At 67.8% G+C, this 16,449-nt stretch carries 15 protein-coding genes and 1 tRNA gene; 13 read left to right on the top strand and 3 right to left on the bottom strand.

What is annotated here, in order from left to right; all coding sequences use genetic code 11:
• Window positions 1-198: 198 nt before the first annotated feature.
• Together AFER_RS00105 and AFER_RS10595 are read left to right on the top strand one after the other, a co-directional pair.
• A complete protein-coding gene (locus AFER_RS00105; protein WP_049755149.1) occupies window positions 199-1,869 on the top strand; it encodes a glycosyltransferase family 2 protein in 1,671 nt (556 codons plus the stop codon).
• Window positions 1,791-3,254 carry an EAL domain-containing protein gene (locus AFER_RS10595; protein ID WP_143711880.1) on the top strand — a complete coding sequence of 488 codons (1,464 nt, stop codon included), beginning with the start codon at window positions 1,791-1,793 and terminating at the stop codon, window positions 3,252-3,254. Before AFER_RS00105 ends, AFER_RS10595 begins: the two co-directional genes overlap by 79 nt.
• Here the strand turns inward: AFER_RS10595 and AFER_RS00110 are convergent.
• Together AFER_RS00110 and AFER_RS00115 are read right to left on the bottom strand one after the other, a co-directional pair.
• The gene (locus AFER_RS00110; RefSeq protein WP_012784117.1) at window positions 3,251-4,639 is read right to left on the bottom strand and encodes a CCA tRNA nucleotidyltransferase; all 1,389 of its coding nucleotides are present in this window, start codon (window positions 4,637-4,639) and stop codon (window positions 3,251-3,253) included. The genes AFER_RS10595 and AFER_RS00110 overlap by 4 nt on opposite strands.
• An 11-nt stretch (window positions 4,640-4,650) precedes the next feature.
• On the bottom strand, window positions 4,651-5,682 hold the full coding sequence (locus AFER_RS00115) for a histone deacetylase family protein (protein WP_012784118.1): 1,032 nt from the start codon (window positions 5,680-5,682) through the stop codon (window positions 4,651-4,653).
• 104 nt (window positions 5,683-5,786) lie between these two features.
• On the opposite strand from AFER_RS00115, the gene AFER_RS10600 reads away from it, so the two are divergent.
• The 11 genes from AFER_RS10600 to AFER_RS00170 all read left to right on the top strand — a co-directional run bounded on the left by AFER_RS10600 (window position 5,787) and on the right by AFER_RS00170 (window position 15,115).
• Window positions 5,787-6,494 carry a GNAT family N-acetyltransferase gene (locus tag AFER_RS10600; RefSeq protein WP_012784119.1) on the top strand — a complete coding sequence of 236 codons (708 nt, stop codon included), beginning with the start codon at window positions 5,787-5,789 and terminating at the stop codon, window positions 6,492-6,494.
• Window positions 6,475-8,253 carry a hypothetical protein gene (locus AFER_RS00125; RefSeq protein ID WP_012784120.1) on the top strand — a complete coding sequence of 593 codons (1,779 nt, stop codon included), beginning with the start codon at window positions 6,475-6,477 and terminating at the stop codon, window positions 8,251-8,253. Before AFER_RS10600 ends, AFER_RS00125 begins: the two co-directional genes overlap by 20 nt.
• Window positions 8,253-9,860 carry a murein biosynthesis integral membrane protein MurJ gene (gene murJ / locus AFER_RS00130; protein ID WP_012784121.1) on the top strand — a complete coding sequence of 536 codons (1,608 nt, stop codon included), beginning with the start codon at window positions 8,253-8,255 and terminating at the stop codon, window positions 9,858-9,860. Before AFER_RS00125 ends, murJ begins: the two co-directional genes overlap by 1 nt.
• Window positions 9,857-10,699, top strand: a complete 843-nt coding sequence (locus tag AFER_RS00135; protein WP_012784122.1) for a DegV family protein — start codon at window positions 9,857-9,859, stop codon at window positions 10,697-10,699. Before murJ ends, AFER_RS00135 begins: the two co-directional genes overlap by 4 nt.
• A gap of 67 nt (window positions 10,700-10,766) precedes the next feature.
• Window positions 10,767-11,093, top strand: coding sequence for a hypothetical protein (locus AFER_RS11850; RefSeq protein ID WP_012784123.1), 327 nt, complete (start codon window positions 10,767-10,769; stop codon window positions 11,091-11,093).
• A gap of 28 nt (window positions 11,094-11,121) precedes the next feature.
• Window positions 11,122-12,084 carry a thioredoxin-disulfide reductase gene (trxB, locus tag AFER_RS00145; RefSeq protein WP_012784124.1) on the top strand — a complete coding sequence of 321 codons (963 nt, stop codon included), beginning with the start codon at window positions 11,122-11,124 and terminating at the stop codon, window positions 12,082-12,084.
• A 62-nt stretch (window positions 12,085-12,146) separates the two neighbouring features.
• On the top strand, window positions 12,147-12,479 hold the full coding sequence (gene trxA / locus AFER_RS00150) for a thioredoxin (protein ID WP_012784125.1): 333 nt from the start codon (window positions 12,147-12,149) through the stop codon (window positions 12,477-12,479).
• 17 nt (window positions 12,480-12,496) lie between these two features.
• Complete coding sequence (locus tag AFER_RS10605) at window positions 12,497-13,468, top strand: peptidoglycan-binding protein (protein ID WP_012784126.1); 972 nt, start codon at window positions 12,497-12,499, stop codon at window positions 13,466-13,468.
• Between the two features lie 95 nt (window positions 13,469-13,563).
• Window positions 13,564-13,637 (top strand) — tRNA-Ile (locus AFER_RS00160).
• Between the two features lie 618 nt (window positions 13,638-14,255).
• The gene (locus AFER_RS00165; protein ID WP_012784127.1) at window positions 14,256-14,765 is read left to right on the top strand and encodes a type II toxin-antitoxin system RelB family anti-toxin; all 510 of its coding nucleotides are present in this window, start codon (window positions 14,256-14,258) and stop codon (window positions 14,763-14,765) included.
• Entirely contained in the window at window positions 14,762-15,115 is a 354-nt protein-coding gene (locus AFER_RS00170; protein ID WP_012784128.1) for a HepT-like ribonuclease domain-containing protein, read from the top strand. Before AFER_RS00165 ends, AFER_RS00170 begins: the two co-directional genes overlap by 4 nt.
• Window positions 15,116-15,403: 288 nt before the next feature.
• On the opposite strand, the gene AFER_RS00175 is transcribed toward AFER_RS00170, so the two are convergent.
• Window positions 15,404-16,366 carry a proline iminopeptidase-family hydrolase gene (locus tag AFER_RS00175; RefSeq protein WP_012784129.1) on the bottom strand — a complete coding sequence of 321 codons (963 nt, stop codon included), beginning with the start codon at window positions 16,364-16,366 and terminating at the stop codon, window positions 15,404-15,406.
• Window positions 16,367-16,449: the final 83 nt, after the last annotated feature.

Below are 16,449 nucleotides of genomic sequence, written 5' to 3' on the forward strand. Positions count from 1 at the left end.
GTACGGACGAGTGTAGCGTGGAGCGGTCGTGTCGGGCCCTCGATCACCCTCCGTGGGGTTCAATTCTCAGTTGAGCCCACAATGTGGGTTCGAGTACGGTCTTTGCCCTCCGCAACAAGCTACACTCTGCGTGAGGGTGGTTCTACCGTGGTGGGCGGTCTGCGGTCGGTCTCCTACGAGCACGGGAGGGAGAACAGGTTGAGTCGCCAACCAGCCGGTACGCATGGACAGCGAGCGCAGGTTCGGCTCGTCGGTCAGGCCGCTCAGGTCCCCGAGTCCCGCATCGTGACGGCGCGCCTCGCAATTATGACCACTATTGGTGGTTGGGTCGGTTACCTGATCTACTGGTTCTACTCACAGTTCCTGCGCCAAGGGGCCTACACGACGCAGGCGAAGGCCGAGGCGATCGCCTACCTCGCCATGATCACCCTGCTCGAGGCGTCGTCGTTGGCGTACCTCGTGGCGAGGCTCGGCCATATTTACCGAGCTCGCGAGCATCGTCGGGTACCGCGGGCTCACCTCGACGGCTACTTCTGGCAGCGTCGACCGAGCCTCACCATGATCATCCCCTCGTACCGCGAGGAGACTCGCGTCATTCGCAATACGTTGCTGTCAGCGGCGCTACAGGAGTATCCCGACAAGCGCATCGTGCTCCTGATCGATGATCCTCCCAACCCGACGGAGGAACGCCATCGCGTCCTCCTCGAAGCGGCACGGTCTCTGCCGAGTCAGCTCGAGTCGCTCCTCGCGTACCCTGCCACCGCGGCTCGTCGAGCTTACGACGAGTTCCGCGAGCGTGTCGGTTCCAGAGTGAGCCAGCTGCCCGCGATCGTTCACGAGGGTGGATCGGACTCCGGTGCCGCGTGGGACGGCGTGGTGGTCGACCCGAGCGAGCTCGAACAGCTCGCCGATACCTATGCCCTGGCGGCGAGCTGGCTCACCCTTCAGAGCGAAGAACTCCCGATCATCGACCACACCGACGAGTTCCTTCGAGACGAAGTGTTCGTCCGGCTGGCCCACGAATTTGCACAGATCGCCGACACGCTGCGAGAGGGCGCGAGCTACGGCCGTGAGGTCGACGCGGCTCGCCTCGCGCAGCTGTACGAACGGCTCCTCAACGTCTTTGGCGCGCGCATCACGAGCTTCGAGCGCAAGCTCTACGCGTCACTCTCGAGCGAGCCGAACAAGGCCATGAACCTGAACTCGTACATCGGCTTGATGGGCGGTGCCTATAGCGTCCATCGCACGCTCTCGGGTCAGGTCCTCGTGTCCGACGACCCCGAGCACGCGGACCTCGTCATCCCCGACCCGGACTACGTGCTCACCTTGGATGCGGACTCGACCCTGCTCCCCGAGTACTGCCTCCGGCTCGTCTACTTGATGGAGCAGGAGGCGTACGCGCATGTCGCGGTCGCGCAGACGCCCTACTCGGCCTATCCGGGCCCCGCGTCGCGTCTCGAGCGGATCGCGGGTGCGACCACCGACGTCCAGCATGTGGTCCACCAAGGGCTCGCCAACTACCGGGCGGGTTTCTGGGTCGGCGCGAACGCCGTCATTCGCAAGCGCGCGCTCAACTCCTTGGAGGAGATCACCTGGGAAGGCGGCTACCCGATCAAGCGCTACATCCGCGACCGTACCGCGATCGAGGACACGGAGTCGTCGGTCGACATCGTCGCCCAGGGCTGGGAAATCTACAACTACCCCGAGCGGCTGAGCTACTCGGCCACCCCCCCGACTTCGGTGCCTTGTGCATCCAGCGTCGCCGTTGGGCTGATGGCGGCCTGCTCGTCGTGCCGAAGCTGTGGCGTTACCACAAGCGGGCCAAGGAGACCGGGCGTCAGTCGTTCGCCGAGTTCTTCCTCCGCATGAACTACCTCGCGTCGATCACGTGGACGACCGTCGCCCTGGTCGTCCTCCTGGTGTTCCCCTTCGCGAACGAGCTCGTGAGTCCCTGGATCGCCGTGCTCGCCCTCCCGTACTTCTTCGCGATGTCGACGGACCTGAAGTACGCCGGCTATCACCGTCGCGACATCTTCTCGATCTATGGTTTCAACCTGATCCTCGTCATGGTGAACCTGGCTGGCACCGTCAGCTCGATCGGCCAGGCCGTCACCGGGGCTCGAGCTTCGTTCGCCCGAACCCCGAAGGTGCGCAAGCGCACAGTCACCCCGCTCATGTTCGTGGTGGCTCCGTACGCGCTCGTGGTGTTGTCGATCTACACCCTCTTGCATGACTGGGAGCACCACGCACTCAACTCGATGCTCTTCGCGGCGATCAACCTGGTCCTCGCGGCCGTTGCCATCGTCGCCTTCATCGGCGTGCGCAACAGCATCCAGGACGTGTGGATCCAGATCCTCCCATGGTTCCAGCGGCGCACGAAGAACCGTCCCGTCCGCACGACACGCCATCAAGAGGTGCCCGTCGGAGTCGGGGGCACCCAACTGGGAACCTGGGAGCACGTCCTCGATCTCGGTGCGTCCTCGATCGGGTTGGGCGAGGCCGTCGATACCGACGGGCCTGGTCGGTTGCGCGTCGGTTCGCGAGCAGAGCGCGAACGGGCGCGGCGCCGGCTAGCCGACTACGGGCTGAGCGCGCTCGCCCAGCCGATCCGTGACATTGAGGCCGACGAGATCGTCGGCTACGAGATCTATCAACGGGTCAACGGTGAGGCACCGCCAGCCCAGCTCGCCAGGCTCGACACGGTCGAAGCGGCCAGCCTTGAGCAGCGGCTCCTGGAGCGCGCCGCACTGCTGGCACGTGACATCCCTGAGGGCGCGTGGCTGAGCGTGAATGTGTCGTCGCGATTCTTGACCCTGATGGAAGGGCGGCGACGCTTTTCCCTGACGGCGCGCGAGGGGCTGTTCCTCGACGTGTCGTTCACCGGCGTGCTCGACGGCCCTCACGTCGCGGCCACAGAGGACACGCTCTCGCGTGCGACGAACCGGTTCGCGATCGCCCTGGACGATTTCGTCCCCGATGCAGGATCCCTGGCGGTGGTTCGTCGGGTGCGGCCGAGCATGGTGAAGCTCGATCCCGACTGGGTGCATGATCTCCCCAAGAGTGCCGCGAAGCGTGGCCAGACCGAACTCCTGCTGCGTCTCGCTGCGCCGCGTACGCTCGTGGTCGCCGAGGGCGTCGAGGACGAGCGAGAGCTTGCGGCGCTGCGCGCGCTCGGGGTGCGGTTTGCCCAGGGGTACCTCCTCGGTCGACCGGTCCCGCTCGAGGAGACCAAGAGCATCGCTCCTCGCGATTAGGCCTCCTCGCCCGAGTGGGACCGCCACCACTCGAGGAGGCGGCGCCTCGCCTCGTCGGGATCGTTCAGCCCCTCGTCGATCGTGAGGTCGGTGAGGAAGCGCATCGCGCGGCCCACGGCAGGACCTGGTGGGATCTCGAGGATGCGCATGACCTCCAGTCCGTCGATCGGAGGCCGACGCGCTCGGAGCGCGTCGCGCTCGGCGAGCTCCCGTGCGCGCTCTTCGAACGTCGCCATGCGCTCGGCGAACATGCGTCGTCGGCGCTCGTTGCGGGTGGTCGCGTCGCAGGTGGTGAGCTCGTTCAGGTCCTCGAGGAGCTCGCCTGCGTCGCGCACGTAGCGACGGACGGCGGCGTCGCTCCAACCCTGAGCATAGGTGTGGAAGCGCAGGTGAAGCTCGACGAGGCGAGCGACGTCGTCGACGAGGTCGTTGGGGTAGCGCAGCTCTCGCAGGATGCGACGGGCCATACGAGCCCCGACAACGTCGTGGAAGTGGAAACTCACGCCGTTCGGCCCGATCTCGCGAGTCGCAGGCTTGCCGATGTCGTGGAGGAGGGCGGCGAGCCTCAGGCGGAGCCGCGGTGAGCAGCTTGCGGTGACCGCGATGGTGTGGGCGAGTACGTCCTTGTGGTGATGGATGGGGTCCTGCTCGAGCCTGAGCGCCGGAAGCTCCGGGAGGAACTCGGCGGCGAGGGGCGTGTCGACGAGGAACCAGAGACCCTTGCTCGGATCGGGCACGACGAGCAGTCGAGAGAGCTCGTCGCGGATGCGCTCACGCGAGACGACCTCGAGGCGCGGGGCGAGTTCGTGGACCGCGTCGACGAGCGCGCGCTGCGGCTCGAGATCCAAGCGCGCGATGAAGCGTGCACAGCGCAACATGCGCAGCGGATCGTCGCTGAAGGAGCGTCGGGGGTCCATGGGAGTGCGCAATCGGCGCGCGAGAAGGTCCTCCATCCCGCCGAACGGGTCGATCAGGGTCGGGTCATCGCTCGTGACCTCGACCGCCATGGCGTTCACCGTGAAGTCGCGTCGGAGGAGATCCTCGGCGAGCGCCGAGACGAAGTGCACGGTCGGCTTGCGGGTGGAGGAGTCGTAGGCCTCGCCTCGGTGGGTCGTGACTTCGAGCGGCACGCCGTGATAGTGGAAGGCGACCGTCCCGAAGCGGAGGCCGGTCAGGTTGAAGTGCGTCGCGACGGGTCTGACGATCTCCACGATCTCCTCGGGCGTCGCGTCCGTCGTGGCATCCACGTCACCGTTCGGCTCGATGCCGAGCAGTGCGTCGCGGACCACGCCGCCGACGAGGTAGAGGTGGCGTTGTCGTTCGTCGAAGCGTGCGGCAAGCGGTCGGAGCGCCTCGATGAGTGGGCGGAGTAGGGCGGGGAGCACGTGCCGAGAGGCTACCCGCGCTCGTTCGCGAGACCTCGCTCGAGTGCGGCACGATGCAGCCGTTGGAGGGTCGTCACGAGCTCGTGGTCGACATCGCGGCTCGGGGCCTCACCGACGTCGACCGCCGCATGCAGGAGCGTCGCGAACGTGACCAGCGTCGAGTGCTCGAGCGCTTCGAGGTCGTAGCCACCCTCGAGCGCGAGGATCAGGCGGCCTGGGGGAACGGCGTCGCGCGCGATGGCGATCAATGGTGCATAGTCGGGGGCGCGAAAGTCGAGTTCGGTGAGCGGATCGTCGCGATGGGCGTCGTAGCCAGCGGACACGATCGCCCACGTCGGGCCGAACGTGGTGATGGCGGGGAGCGCGATGGTTTCGAGGAGTGCCCGTGCCGTCTGGCCCGACGTCTGCGGGGGGAGCGGCAGGTTGATCGTGGTGCCGACCCCAGGGCCATCCCCGACGTCGCCGATGCGCCCAGTCCCTGGGAACAAGGGGTACTGGTGTGTGGAGACGTAGAGCACACGAGGTTCGCGCTCGAAGATCGCGGCGGTGCCGTTGCCATGGTGCGCATCGATATCGAGAATGAGGACGCGCTCGCCCTGGTCGATCAGCGCCTGGGCGGCGATGGCGACGTTGTTGAGGAGGCAGAACCCCATGGCCTGGTCGACCGTGGCATGGTGGCCGGGCGGTCGTACGGCGAGGAAGGCGGCGTCGGCCTCGCCCTGTCGAAGCCGCTCGATCGCGTCGAGCCCAGCGCCCGCGGCGAGCTGGGCGGCCTCGAACGACGCGTCGTTCACCGAGGTGTCGGGGTCGATCGGACCGCCACCCATGAGGCAGTAACGCTCCAGTGCCTCGACGTGCGCTGGGGTGTGGACCGCTTCGATGGCGGCTCGGGGTGCAGGTGTCGGCGTGACGATCGTGACGGCGTCCTCGAAGTGGCTGAGCGCATGGCGGACGACCTCGAGTCGCTCGGCACGCTCTGGGTGCCACGCTCCAGCGTCGTGCTCCAAGAACCGTTCGTGCGTGGCGTAGAGGATCCGGCCCACAGCGTCATCCTACGCCACGGGGGCTTCTCGACCCGAGTCGGAGGTCAGCTACCATAGGCCTCATCGGAACCCCGTTCGCTCACCCATACCCAGAGCCGGCCACCGTGCAGGTCGCGGGCCGCAGTGTCCGGCTGTCTCCGTGGTATGGCTTCGACGGCGCCGTGCTGCTCGGCCTCGCACCGGCGCTGTGGCTGCGTGATCCGGCGTGGCTCGACATCGCTCGTCGTGCAGCAGCCGCCCGCGGTTGGCGCCGATTTCTCGTACAGGCGACGACTCCTGCGCAGCGTCTTGCGCTCGACGCAGCAGGGTGGGTCCTCGTCGACGAACTCTACGTCTTGTTTCGACGAGGGTCACTCGAGCTCCCGCCGGTACCCCACACGGCCCGGGGCGTCGAGATGCGGCGCGGGAGGGCGGCCGACACCGCAGAGCTGCTCGAGGTCGACCATCGGTGCTTCGAGCCGTTCTGGATGATGAACGAGGCGGCGCTTCGCGAGGCGCTCCAGGCAACGCCTCGCACTCGCTTCCGGGTACTTGCGAGCGCCGACGACGATCGAGTTGTTGGGTACGCTATCTTCGGCCTTGGCGCCGGTGAGGGCTACCTCCAACGCATCGCGGTCGACCCTCGCTACCAGGGCCGGGGGCTCGCGACGCGATTGATCGTCGATGGCCTGCGGTGGGCGAAGAGATGGAGAGCGCGCCGAGTCGGTGTCAACACACAACGATCGAACGAGACCGCCCTTCGCCTCTACCAGCGGCTTGGCTTCGAGATGGAGCCGAACGGCATCACGATCTATGCCTGGCCGGATCACTAGTCGTCTCGTCCTCCTCCTCGCCCTCGTCGTGCTGGGTGTGTGGTTGCCCAGGGGCGCAGCGCTCGTCAGTACCGCGCGGGAGGCCGTGACCGTGGTCTCGGCGCCCGGCGTCGTCGTCGGCTCGCAGCCGATCGCGGCGACCTTTCGCCTCGCGCATCGTCTCCACGACGCGGAGGCTTTCTTCGTCGTCTATCCCGCCACGACGTCGGTGAGCGGCCTTGGTGCGGTGCTCTCGGGCGCACAGCTCGGGTACCCGATCGGGATCACCCACGCCGTCGCCGTGTCCCCGCACGCCTCCCAGATGCACCTGGTGGTGCCAGACCCGATCCCTGCCAGCGGCTGTGGCACGAGCTGCAGCGGCGTCTACCCGGTGCAGCTTCGGGTCGCGAGCGCGGTGAGCGGGCAGACCCTGGCGTCCGTGACGTTCGCGGTGCCGTACTTCTCGACGCTGAGCGGCGTCGTTCCGCTGCACCTCGCCGTCGGGGTCATCGCCGAGACCCCTGCCGTGACAGCGTCGGCGATCGAGGAACTCCTCGCCCGAGACCCGAGCGTCCAGGTCGGAGTGAGCGCCGAAGGCCCGGTTGGCCTCGGAGCGCTGCGCTCGCTCGCGCACGCCGTGCCTCTTCGTGCATCTCTGCTCGCGCCCACCGTTGGCGTCGCACGCGCGTGTGTGGGGGCGCTCGGGCCCTTGTCGTCGTTCGCATCGTCGGTTCAGCTGGCGCGTACCGTCGTTGGCACGGCCAGCGCGCCGCTCGCGTTCGCCACCGTGCCGACGTCGGACGAACTCGAAAGCCTCCGAGCGCTCGGTATCCACGAGGTCATCCTCCCGGCGTCGGCCCTTGCGTCGGCGTCGCCGGTCCTGACGCTCAGCAACGCGGTGCGCCTCGGCGCAGGTGTGGTGGCACTCGGCACCTCTGCGATGGTCAGCGACGGGCTGAGCTCGGTGACGCAGCCTCTCGGGGCGCAGCTGCTCATGGCCGAACTCGCACAGGTCTACTTCGAAGCTCCCTCGAGACCTGGGCGGGTACTCGCGGGTCTCGTCGCCGTCGCGAGCGATGCGCGTATGGCGGCGTTCGCTCGCGGGTTGGCAAGCCTGGGCAGCCTCCCCTTCCTCCAGCTCTCCACCATCGATGGCGCGATGGCCACCGCGAGCTCGACCGTCGTTCGGCCGAACGTCGCCGCCGAGAGGGCGTGCCCGCGCCCACTCGAGGCCCTGCGCGTCGCCGCGCGTCGTGCCGCGGCCCTCGCCGAGGCTGCGCCCGGGGTCCGCCCGGAGCTCACGGCGTTGGTGCTCGGTGCCCTGGCTCATCCCGAGGCAAGCCAGCTGGCGCGTCACGCCATCGATCGCACCCTGGATGCGATCACGGTCGCCTCCGATCAGCTGACGCTCACGAGCGCTCGCGAGACGGTGCCCATCGACATCACGTCGCATCTATCGGTCCCTGCCAGCATCCGAGTCGTGCTCGTCGACACCAAGCTCCGGTTCCCGGAGGGCTCGACACGCACGGTCACCGTGGCGTCGAAGACCGTGACGGTGCCCATCCCTGTCGTGGCACGCACGCTCGGGACCTCGCCGCTCCTGGTTCGCCTCGAGTCTCCCTCCGGGCAGCTCATCGGGCAGAACGTCCTCGTGGTGGACTCGACCGGTTTCTCGGTGGTGGGCGTCGTGCTGACCGGTTCGTCCGCAGCCCTGCTCGCCGTGTGGTGGGTTCGCAATCGGGGTCGGCGCCAGCGGGGCCGACACGCGAAGCGGAGCTGATGGTGCAGGCGCGTCTCGTGCGGCTGCTGGCCGGTCGCGGTCGTTCGGTGGGCGAGAACGCCACCGCCATGGCGATCGGGACGGCGGCAAGTCGTCTCAGCGGGTTCGTGCGCCTGATCGTCCTCGCGGTGGTGCTCGGGGTGCGTCCGTTGGCCGACGCCTTCAACCTGGCGAACAACACGCCGAACATGCTCTACGACCTGTTGCTCGGTGGAGTGATCAGCTCGACGATCCTTCCCGTCGTGGCGGCTCGGATCGCGAGGGCGGGGGAGCGAGCCGGCGAGCGCTCGCTCGCTGCGATCATGACGATCGGGGTGGTGGGCCTCCTCGTGGCCACGGTGCTCTTCGAGGTCCTCGCCCCGGCCGTCGTCGATCTCTACCTCATCGGCGACCATCTTGCGGCTGCGGGCACGGAGCGCGCGGTCGCGATCGAGCTGTTGCGCTTGTTTGCACCGCAGCTCTTCTTCTACGGCACGATCTCCCTCGCCACCGCGGCGCTCAACCTGCGGGGCAACTTTGCCGCCCCCGCCTTTGCGCCGATCGCGAACAACGTCGTGGCGATCGCGGTGCTCGTCGCGTTCAGGGTCGCTGACGGCTCTGCCACCCTCGACGAGGTCGCCTCCCGTCCGGACGCGGTGCTGCTGCTCGGGCTCGGAACGACGCTCGGGGTGGCGGCCCAGCTCGGCGTGCTCATGCCGGTGATGGCGAGGCTCGGTCTCGGACTGCGTCCACGTCTGCGCGTCAGCGACCCCGCGGTTCGCGAGGTCGTCTCGCTGTCCGGCTGGACGGCGGGCTACGTCGTCGCCAACCAGGTCGCTCTCTTCGTGGTGCTCGCCCTTGCCGCGACGCGGGCCGGCTACGTGTCGGCCTACAACTACGCCTACCTGTTCTTCCAGCTCCCGTATGCGGTGGTGTCGCTGAGCGTGATGAGTGCGCTCCAGCCCAGGCTCGCACGCTCGTGGGCAGCTGGCGATCGAGCGAGATTCCGGCGTGATCTCGCCAAGGCGCTCGCCGTCGGCGTCGGTGCCACCATCCCTCTCGCGGTGCTCGCGTGGGTGGGGGGACCTGCCGGCCTCGATCTCCTCGTCGGCTATGGGGCGGTCAACGAGCACGGCGTCGCCCTCATCGCGGGTGCGCTCCGCGGCATGGCGGTCGGGTTGCCCGGTTTCTCGCTCTTTCTGATGCTGATCCAGGCGCTCCAGGCCATGCGCAATGCTCGAGCTGCGTTCGTCGCCTACCTGGTCGAGAACGGATTGAACATCGTCCTCGCCGTCGTCGCGCTCGGTCCGCTGGGGGTCGAGGGCCTCGGGCTCGCGCTGGGACTCGCCTACACCATCGGCGCCATCGTCGCGATCGTCATCGTTCGCTCGCTGCGGGGACTCGGCCCCATCGCGCCGCTCCTCGGCTCGTGGGTGCAGCTCGCCGTCGCAAGTGTCGTCGGTGGCGCCGTGCTGGCCGCGCTCCTCCCTAGCACGCTCGTCGCGCCGAACCTTGGTTTTGCCCTGCGTGTCCTCGGCGGGTTGGTCGCGGGGGTGGTAGTCTTCGGCGCTGCGGTGATCGGCCTCCGCACAATCCGAGTGGCCGTGGCGAGGGGAGTCGGACGGTGAGCGTCGTCGTCGTTGCGGATTCAGCGAGTGATCTTCCTGCCGGGGTGGCAGAGGCGCTCGGTGTGCAGATCGTGCCGCTCACCATCGAGGTCGGTGGTCGGGACTGGGCCGACGGCACCGAGCTCCCGCGCGAGCGTTTCTGGGAGCTCCAGGCGGCCCAGTCGGAGCTGCCGAAGACCGCGGCCCCATCGTCGGCGCAGTTCGCGGCCGTCTTCGAACGCGCGCTCGGTGAGGGCGCTGAAGGCGTGGTGGCCATCACCTTGACGCGCAAGCTCTCCGCGACCTTCCAGGCTGCCGAGCACGCCTCGCGAGACTATGGCGGTCGGGTGCGGGTGATCGACTCCGAGACCCTCACCCTCACAGAAGGCCTGATCGTCGAGGAAGCAGCACGCCTCGCTGCGAGCGGTGCGGATCTCGAGGAGGTCGCGGCAGCGGTCGAGGACGTGAAGACGCGCGCGAGAACCCGTGGCACCCTCGACACGCTCGAGAACCTCCGCCGAGGCGGACGCATCGGCGCGGCAGCAGCGCTGCTCGGCACGGTGATGTCGTTCAAGCCAATGATCGACATCACCGACGGCGAGGTGAAGCCGGGCGGTCGCCAGCGCACGCGGCGTCGAGCGATCGACGATCTCGTCGACTGGGTCGAGGGCCTCGGTCCGCTGACGCGGCTCGGCGTCGTGCACGCGCTCGCTGACGACGTCGACGAGGTCGTCGAGCGCGTCGCTCGCGCAGCGGCAGTCGATCCCGCCACGGTGGCAGTTGCGGTGATGGGTGCGACGATCGGCACCCACGCCGGTCCACGAGCACTTGGAGTCTCCGCTCTCGTGGCCTCCAGGTAGGCTGGGAGCGTTCCACGCGAGAGCGGCCACACCAGAGTCCGTGAGACGAGCCCAGAGAGGAGCCAGCATGGCGACCTTCGAAACGGGAGGGGAGCAGCCGGACGTCGCGGCTCGCGTCGCTACCTGGGTTGGCGAAGCGGTGTCGCTCATTCGGTCGCGGACCGTCGATCCGGCGGCGTTCGTGGCCCGTGTGCTGGTGTACGGACTGCTCGCGGCTGCGGTCGGTGTCGTGGTGCTCATCTTGTCGATCGACGCCGTCGTGAAGCTGCTCGATGCGTATGCCTTCGGCAATCGAGTCTGGATCACTGAGTTCGTCGTCGCAGCCCTCTCGCTCGCCGGATCGGCCGTGGCGTGGCGGCGGATGGGACGTGCGCGTCGGCGTCTCGGCGCTTGAACCAGCGCACCACGTTGAGGAGGTAGTCGTGCCTGAGCACGTCAAGGTCGTCATCATCGGGTCGGGTCCAGCTGGCCTCACTGCCGCGATCTACGCCGCGCGAGCGTCGCTCGAGCCGGTCGTCATCGAGGGAGAGCCCTCCTCGACGTCCGACCAGCCTGGGGGCCAGCTGATGCTGACCACCGAGATCGAGAACTTCCCAGGGTTCCCCGAAGGCATCCTTGGCCCCGAGCTCATGGCCAACATGCGGCAGCAGGCGGAGCGCTTCGGGGCGCGCTTTCGGGGCACCAAGGTCTCCCGGCTCGATCTTGCGGAGCGGCCGTTCGCGGTCCACACCAACGACGATCGAAGCGGCGAGCCGGCTTATCTCGCCGACGCGGTGATCATGGCGACCGGGGCTCGCTCGCTCATGCTGGGACTCGAACGCGAGTACGAACTGATCGGCCACGGGGTGTCGACCTGCGCGACGTGCGACGGCTTCTTCTTCCGTGGCCACGACATCGCGGTGGTCGGGGGCGGTGACTCGGCGCTCGAGGAGGCGCTGTTCCTCACCAAGTTCGCTTCCAGTGTGACCATCATCCATCGCCGTGATCAGCTGCGTGCGTCGCGCATCATGCAGCAGCGGGCCTTCGCGAACGAGAAGATTCGGTTCGCATGGAACCGTCGCGTCGTCGAACTGCTCGAGCGCGACGGTGTCCTGGTCGGTGTTCGCACCGAGGACACCGTGACCGGCGAGCGCGAGGATCTCGGAGTCACTGGACTGTTCATCGCGATCGGCCACGCCCCGAGCACGGAGATCGTCAAGGGTCAGCTGGAGATGGACGATGCGGGGTATCTGATCACGAAGCCTGGCTCGACCGAGACGAGCGTCGACGGCGTGTTCGCAGCCGGGGACGTGCAGGATCACACCTATCGTCAAGCGATCACCGCTGCGGGCTCTGGCTGTCAGGCGGCGCTCGACGTGGAGCGGTTCCTTGCTGCGCGCGAGTAGCGGGAAGCATCGGGTCGCAGGGGGCGTTCGTTGCTGATGCAACAAGATAAGGGAGGTGCGCGATGGCGGGACATGAGGTCATCCTCACGGACAAGAACTTCGACGAGACGGTCAAGGCATCAGAGCTACCGGTCCTGGTCGATTTCTGGGCAGAGTGGTGCGGGCCATGCAAGATGATCGACCCGATCCTCGAGGAGCTGGCCGACGAGATGAGCGACAAGCTGGTGATCGGCAAGCTCAACGTGGACGAGTCGCTCGAGATCGCTCGTCGCTTCGAGATCATGAGCATCCCGACGCTGATGCTCTTCAAGGAGGGCGAGCCGGTGAAGCGAGTGATCGGCGCGATGCCGAAGCGAGCCCTGCTGAAGGAACTCCAGCCGGCTCTCGAGGACTAGCGCCTGGGCACGTCCCCGTGCCGTTCGTCTCTTTGCGAGGGGGCGAGCGCAGCGAGCGTGTCGAGGACTTGTGTCGACGGTTGCGGCGCCTCGGGTTCGAGCTCGAGGTTCGTGACGAGTTCGACGATGAGGTGGCCGAGGCCATCGTGGCCTTCCAACGACGTCGCGGTCTGCCAGAGACCGGGGTGGTCGATCTCGTGACGTGGCGCGCGGTCGTCGAGGCGGGGTTTCGTATCGGTGATCGTCTCCTCTATCTCAAGCGGCCTGCGCTCCGTGGCGACGACGTTGCCTGGCTCCAAGGCAAGCTGGGCTCACTCGGGTTCGACCCTGGTCGAGTCGACGGCATCTTCGGTCCGCGCACGCGCAGTGCGCTTATGGAGTTCCAGGCCAATATGGGCCTGCCTGCCGACGGCATGTGTGGTGCGGCGACCATCGAGGAGCTGCGACGGGTCGATCTGCATCACGGTGCGCACGTACATGGCGTGATCGAGCGACTCAGCCGCGCCGACCGTCACTCTCGGTTCAGTGACGTCGCGGTCGTCGTCGCCGCCGAGGCGGCGCTCGAAGGCGTCGCGGATCTCGTCGCGGCTCGGGTGCGTCGCCGAGGGGGCCGCTCCGTCGTGCTCGTCAGCGACGTGCAGTCGGAACTTGCCCGGACGATCAACGATGTCGCGCCAGACGTCTTCGTCCATCTCGGGTACTCGCTCGGTGGTCGTTACGTGGCCTACTACTCGGGCTACAACTACGTCTCTCCGGTCGGTCGGCAACTCGCAGAGGTCGTCTCCCAAACCGCCGGTGCGGTGCGAGGACTGGTGGAGCGAGGCATGAGCATCCCGATCTTGCGCGAGACGCGTGCTCCCGGCGTCTCCATTGCGTTCTCCAACCCCCACGAGTGGTGGATGCTGGCCCCCGATCTCAGCGACATCATCGTGACGAGCGTGGAGGCGGTGGTGTGTCGAGCGAGGCCGACGGGAAACCATCGCGACTGAGTGGCTCGTGCGTCGTCATGAGCGAACTCCCGGTCCGTGCCGATGGCACGCCTTGCGCTGGTCCGCGGGCGCGAACGGGTATGATCGGAGATCCCGGGGCTATAGCTCAGCCGGTTAGAGCGCAGCACTGATAATGCTGAGGTCGCTGGTTCGATTCCAGCTAGCCCCACCGTCCTGACGAGGGTTGTTTCGGCGGACCGGTCGGCGATCCGGGCGTTCGCACCGCATCGGCACCACACGAGGTCGCGGGCCTGTCGCGGGACGGCTGTGTCGGGGTGCCAGCTGGATTCCTTCGAACCGCAGCCCCAGTCTGCTGGAAGGTCCTTCCACCCTGACTGCGATGCTCGACGCGTCCCGCTCGAGCTGCTCGGACCGTCGATCGGTGGCCTTCCCGCCGTCTGCTCGACAGTCCGAGGTGAAGCCAGGGCCATCTCCCCGCGGGCCCAGGCAAGCTCCGACTCGACCGGCGGCACGTACCCGAGGCGCGAGTGCAGCCGGACAGTGTTGGGGCGCCGGATCCAGGGAGCGATGCCAGAGGGGGCCCCGGCGAGGTTGGCGAAGCGGCCGCAAGCTACCAGCTCGCGCTCGCAAGCTCCCGAAGAAGGCCTCGGCCACGGCGTTGTCGTCGCAGGTCGCGATCCTGCCTACCGACTGGCGAAGCCCGAGCATCGCGCTGAGCGCGCGTACCGTACGGGAGAGGCATGGCTCCAGTGCAACGACCGGTCGCACTGGACGGTAACCGACACGTCCGCACCTTGGAATATCGACAATCCGCTATGGTGGCGGCATGGACAGCGTCGGCGAGGTGCTGAGGGAGGCCCGACGTCGTGCCGGGCTGACGCAGGCGGAACTAGGTCGACGCGCCGGGGTGACGCAGAGCGTCGTCAGTGCGTACGAGTCCGGTGCGCGCCAGCCATCGGTGTCGATGCTGGCTCGTCTGGTCGCCGCCGCGGGCGCCGAGCTGCGGATGGAGCTGTCCGAACCTGCGGGGGCCGCAGCGCCAGGCGGTGAACTCGGCCAGCGGCTGCGAGACCGCCGCGCCGAGCTCCAGAGGATCCTGGCCCGCTACGGACTGCGCAACGCCCGCTTGTTCGGGAGCGTCGCCCGCGGCGATGCGGGTCCAGACAGCGACATCGATCTTCTCGTCGACGTGCCTGGCGGAGTGGGCCTCGTGACTCTTGGACGCTGCCAGGCTGAGGTCGAACAGCTCCTCGGAGTCCACGTGGACCTGGTACCGGCGAGCGATCTCAAGGCTGGCGTCGCTGCCGAGGTTCTCAGCGAGGCAGTGCCACTGTGAGCCCTCGGGAACGTCAGCGCCTTCAGGACATTCTCGTCGCCATCGCCGTCATCCGCTCACACCTCGAGCGTGGTGACCTCAATGACGGGCTCGTCGTCGACGCGGTACGAGTCCGGCTCATCGAGATCGGCCAAGCCGTCAAGGCTCTCCCCCAGGAGCTGCTCGCACAGGAGCCAGCCCTCCCCTGGGCGCAGATCGCCGGCATGCGAGACCGTCTCGCCCATCGCTACTTCGACGCCTCGCACGCCATCCTTGCCGCCACCGTCAACGAGGACCTCCCCATCCTCGAGGCGGCTGTTGGCCGTCTCGAGCGGATCGTGGCGGATGCGGCCGTCTGGCCACGGCCGTGAACTTCCGCCGAGCGAGCCTCGCAGCCGAGAGACCGGCTGGCGACCACGGCCGTCGCTCGGGTCTGGCTAGGTGTCTCGTTCATGCCTTCCTCCTCTCGCAGGTGTCACCCTGGAGGGGGGACAGCAACGGTCGTGGGAGGATCCGCTGCGGCGATGAGATCGCCTCCGTGGACGCCACGCCCTCGACCATGGCCGCCGGTGCCTGCGCCGTGCGTGGGCGGCCCAGGCGATGGCGATCGCAGGAGGTGAGGCGGGGGAGCGAGCTCACCAGGGGCGTCGTCGACGCAGCTACGCCCTCTCGCGCAGTGCGGTGAGGAACTCGATGAGCCCCGCCATGTAGGTCGCCTGGTCGTCGTACATGCACATGTGGCTCCCGTTCGGACATAGGAGGAACTGGCCCTGCGGGAGACGCTCTGCCATCTGGCGCATGTGGTCCGGGTCCATGGTGTCATGAGTCGCGCCGATGACGAGCGTCGGCACCTCGATGGATACCAGATCGTCGAAGCGATCCCAGTCCTTCAGCGAGGCGTCGCCCGCCATGCCCATCTCGCTCGGGCCCTGCATCGGCACGTAGATGTCGCGATTGGTGTGGGCGAAGGCGCGTACCACCGGCTCGGGCCACTCGTCGAGCGGCATGCGCAGCGTGTGTTCGAGGTAGTAGCTCCCCATGAGCAGTTCCTCGTAGCGGCCGCTCTCGGTGTCGCCGGCGGCCTCGAGCGCTCGTGCTTCGGCGACGATCGCTGGGTCGAGGGCCGGGATGAGGACCTCGTCGGCGTAACGGTTGTAGGCGGGAGCACTCGCCATCATGTTGGAGATGACCAGCCCTCGGAGCGTGTCGCCGTGTCGGATGGCGTACTCCATGGCGAGGATGCCTCCCCAGGAGTGCCCGAGCAGCACGAAGTTGGACGCGTCGAGGCCGAGGGCTCGTCGAACCTGTTCCACCTCGTCGACGTAGCGATCGAGTGTCCAGAGGCTGGGGTCGTCGGGACGGTCGCTGCGGCCGCAGCCGAGCTGGTCGTAGTAGATGTACTCGATCGCAGCGAGCGGCAGGTAGCTGTCGAAGCACTCGAAGTACTCGCTCGTCGCGCCGGGACCGCCGTGGAGCAGCAGGACTCGCAGGTCAGGGGCGTTGCCCACTCGCTTGGTCCACACCGAGAAGGTCCCTCGAGGCGTGTGGATCGGGATGCGGCGGGCACCACCCGAGAGAGCGTCGTCGCGGGTGCGCGCGTCGAGATAGTCGTGCAGGTCCATCGCTGCCCCCTTGCGGTCGAGACGTCTCGACGCTAGTGCGACGAGCGGGGCGACTGGGGCCGAAACCCCTGGCGAGCGATCGC

This window comes from Acidimicrobium ferrooxidans DSM 10331, assembly GCF_000023265.1.
Taxonomy (GTDB): domain Bacteria; phylum Actinomycetota; class Acidimicrobiia; order Acidimicrobiales; family Acidimicrobiaceae; genus Acidimicrobium; species Acidimicrobium ferrooxidans.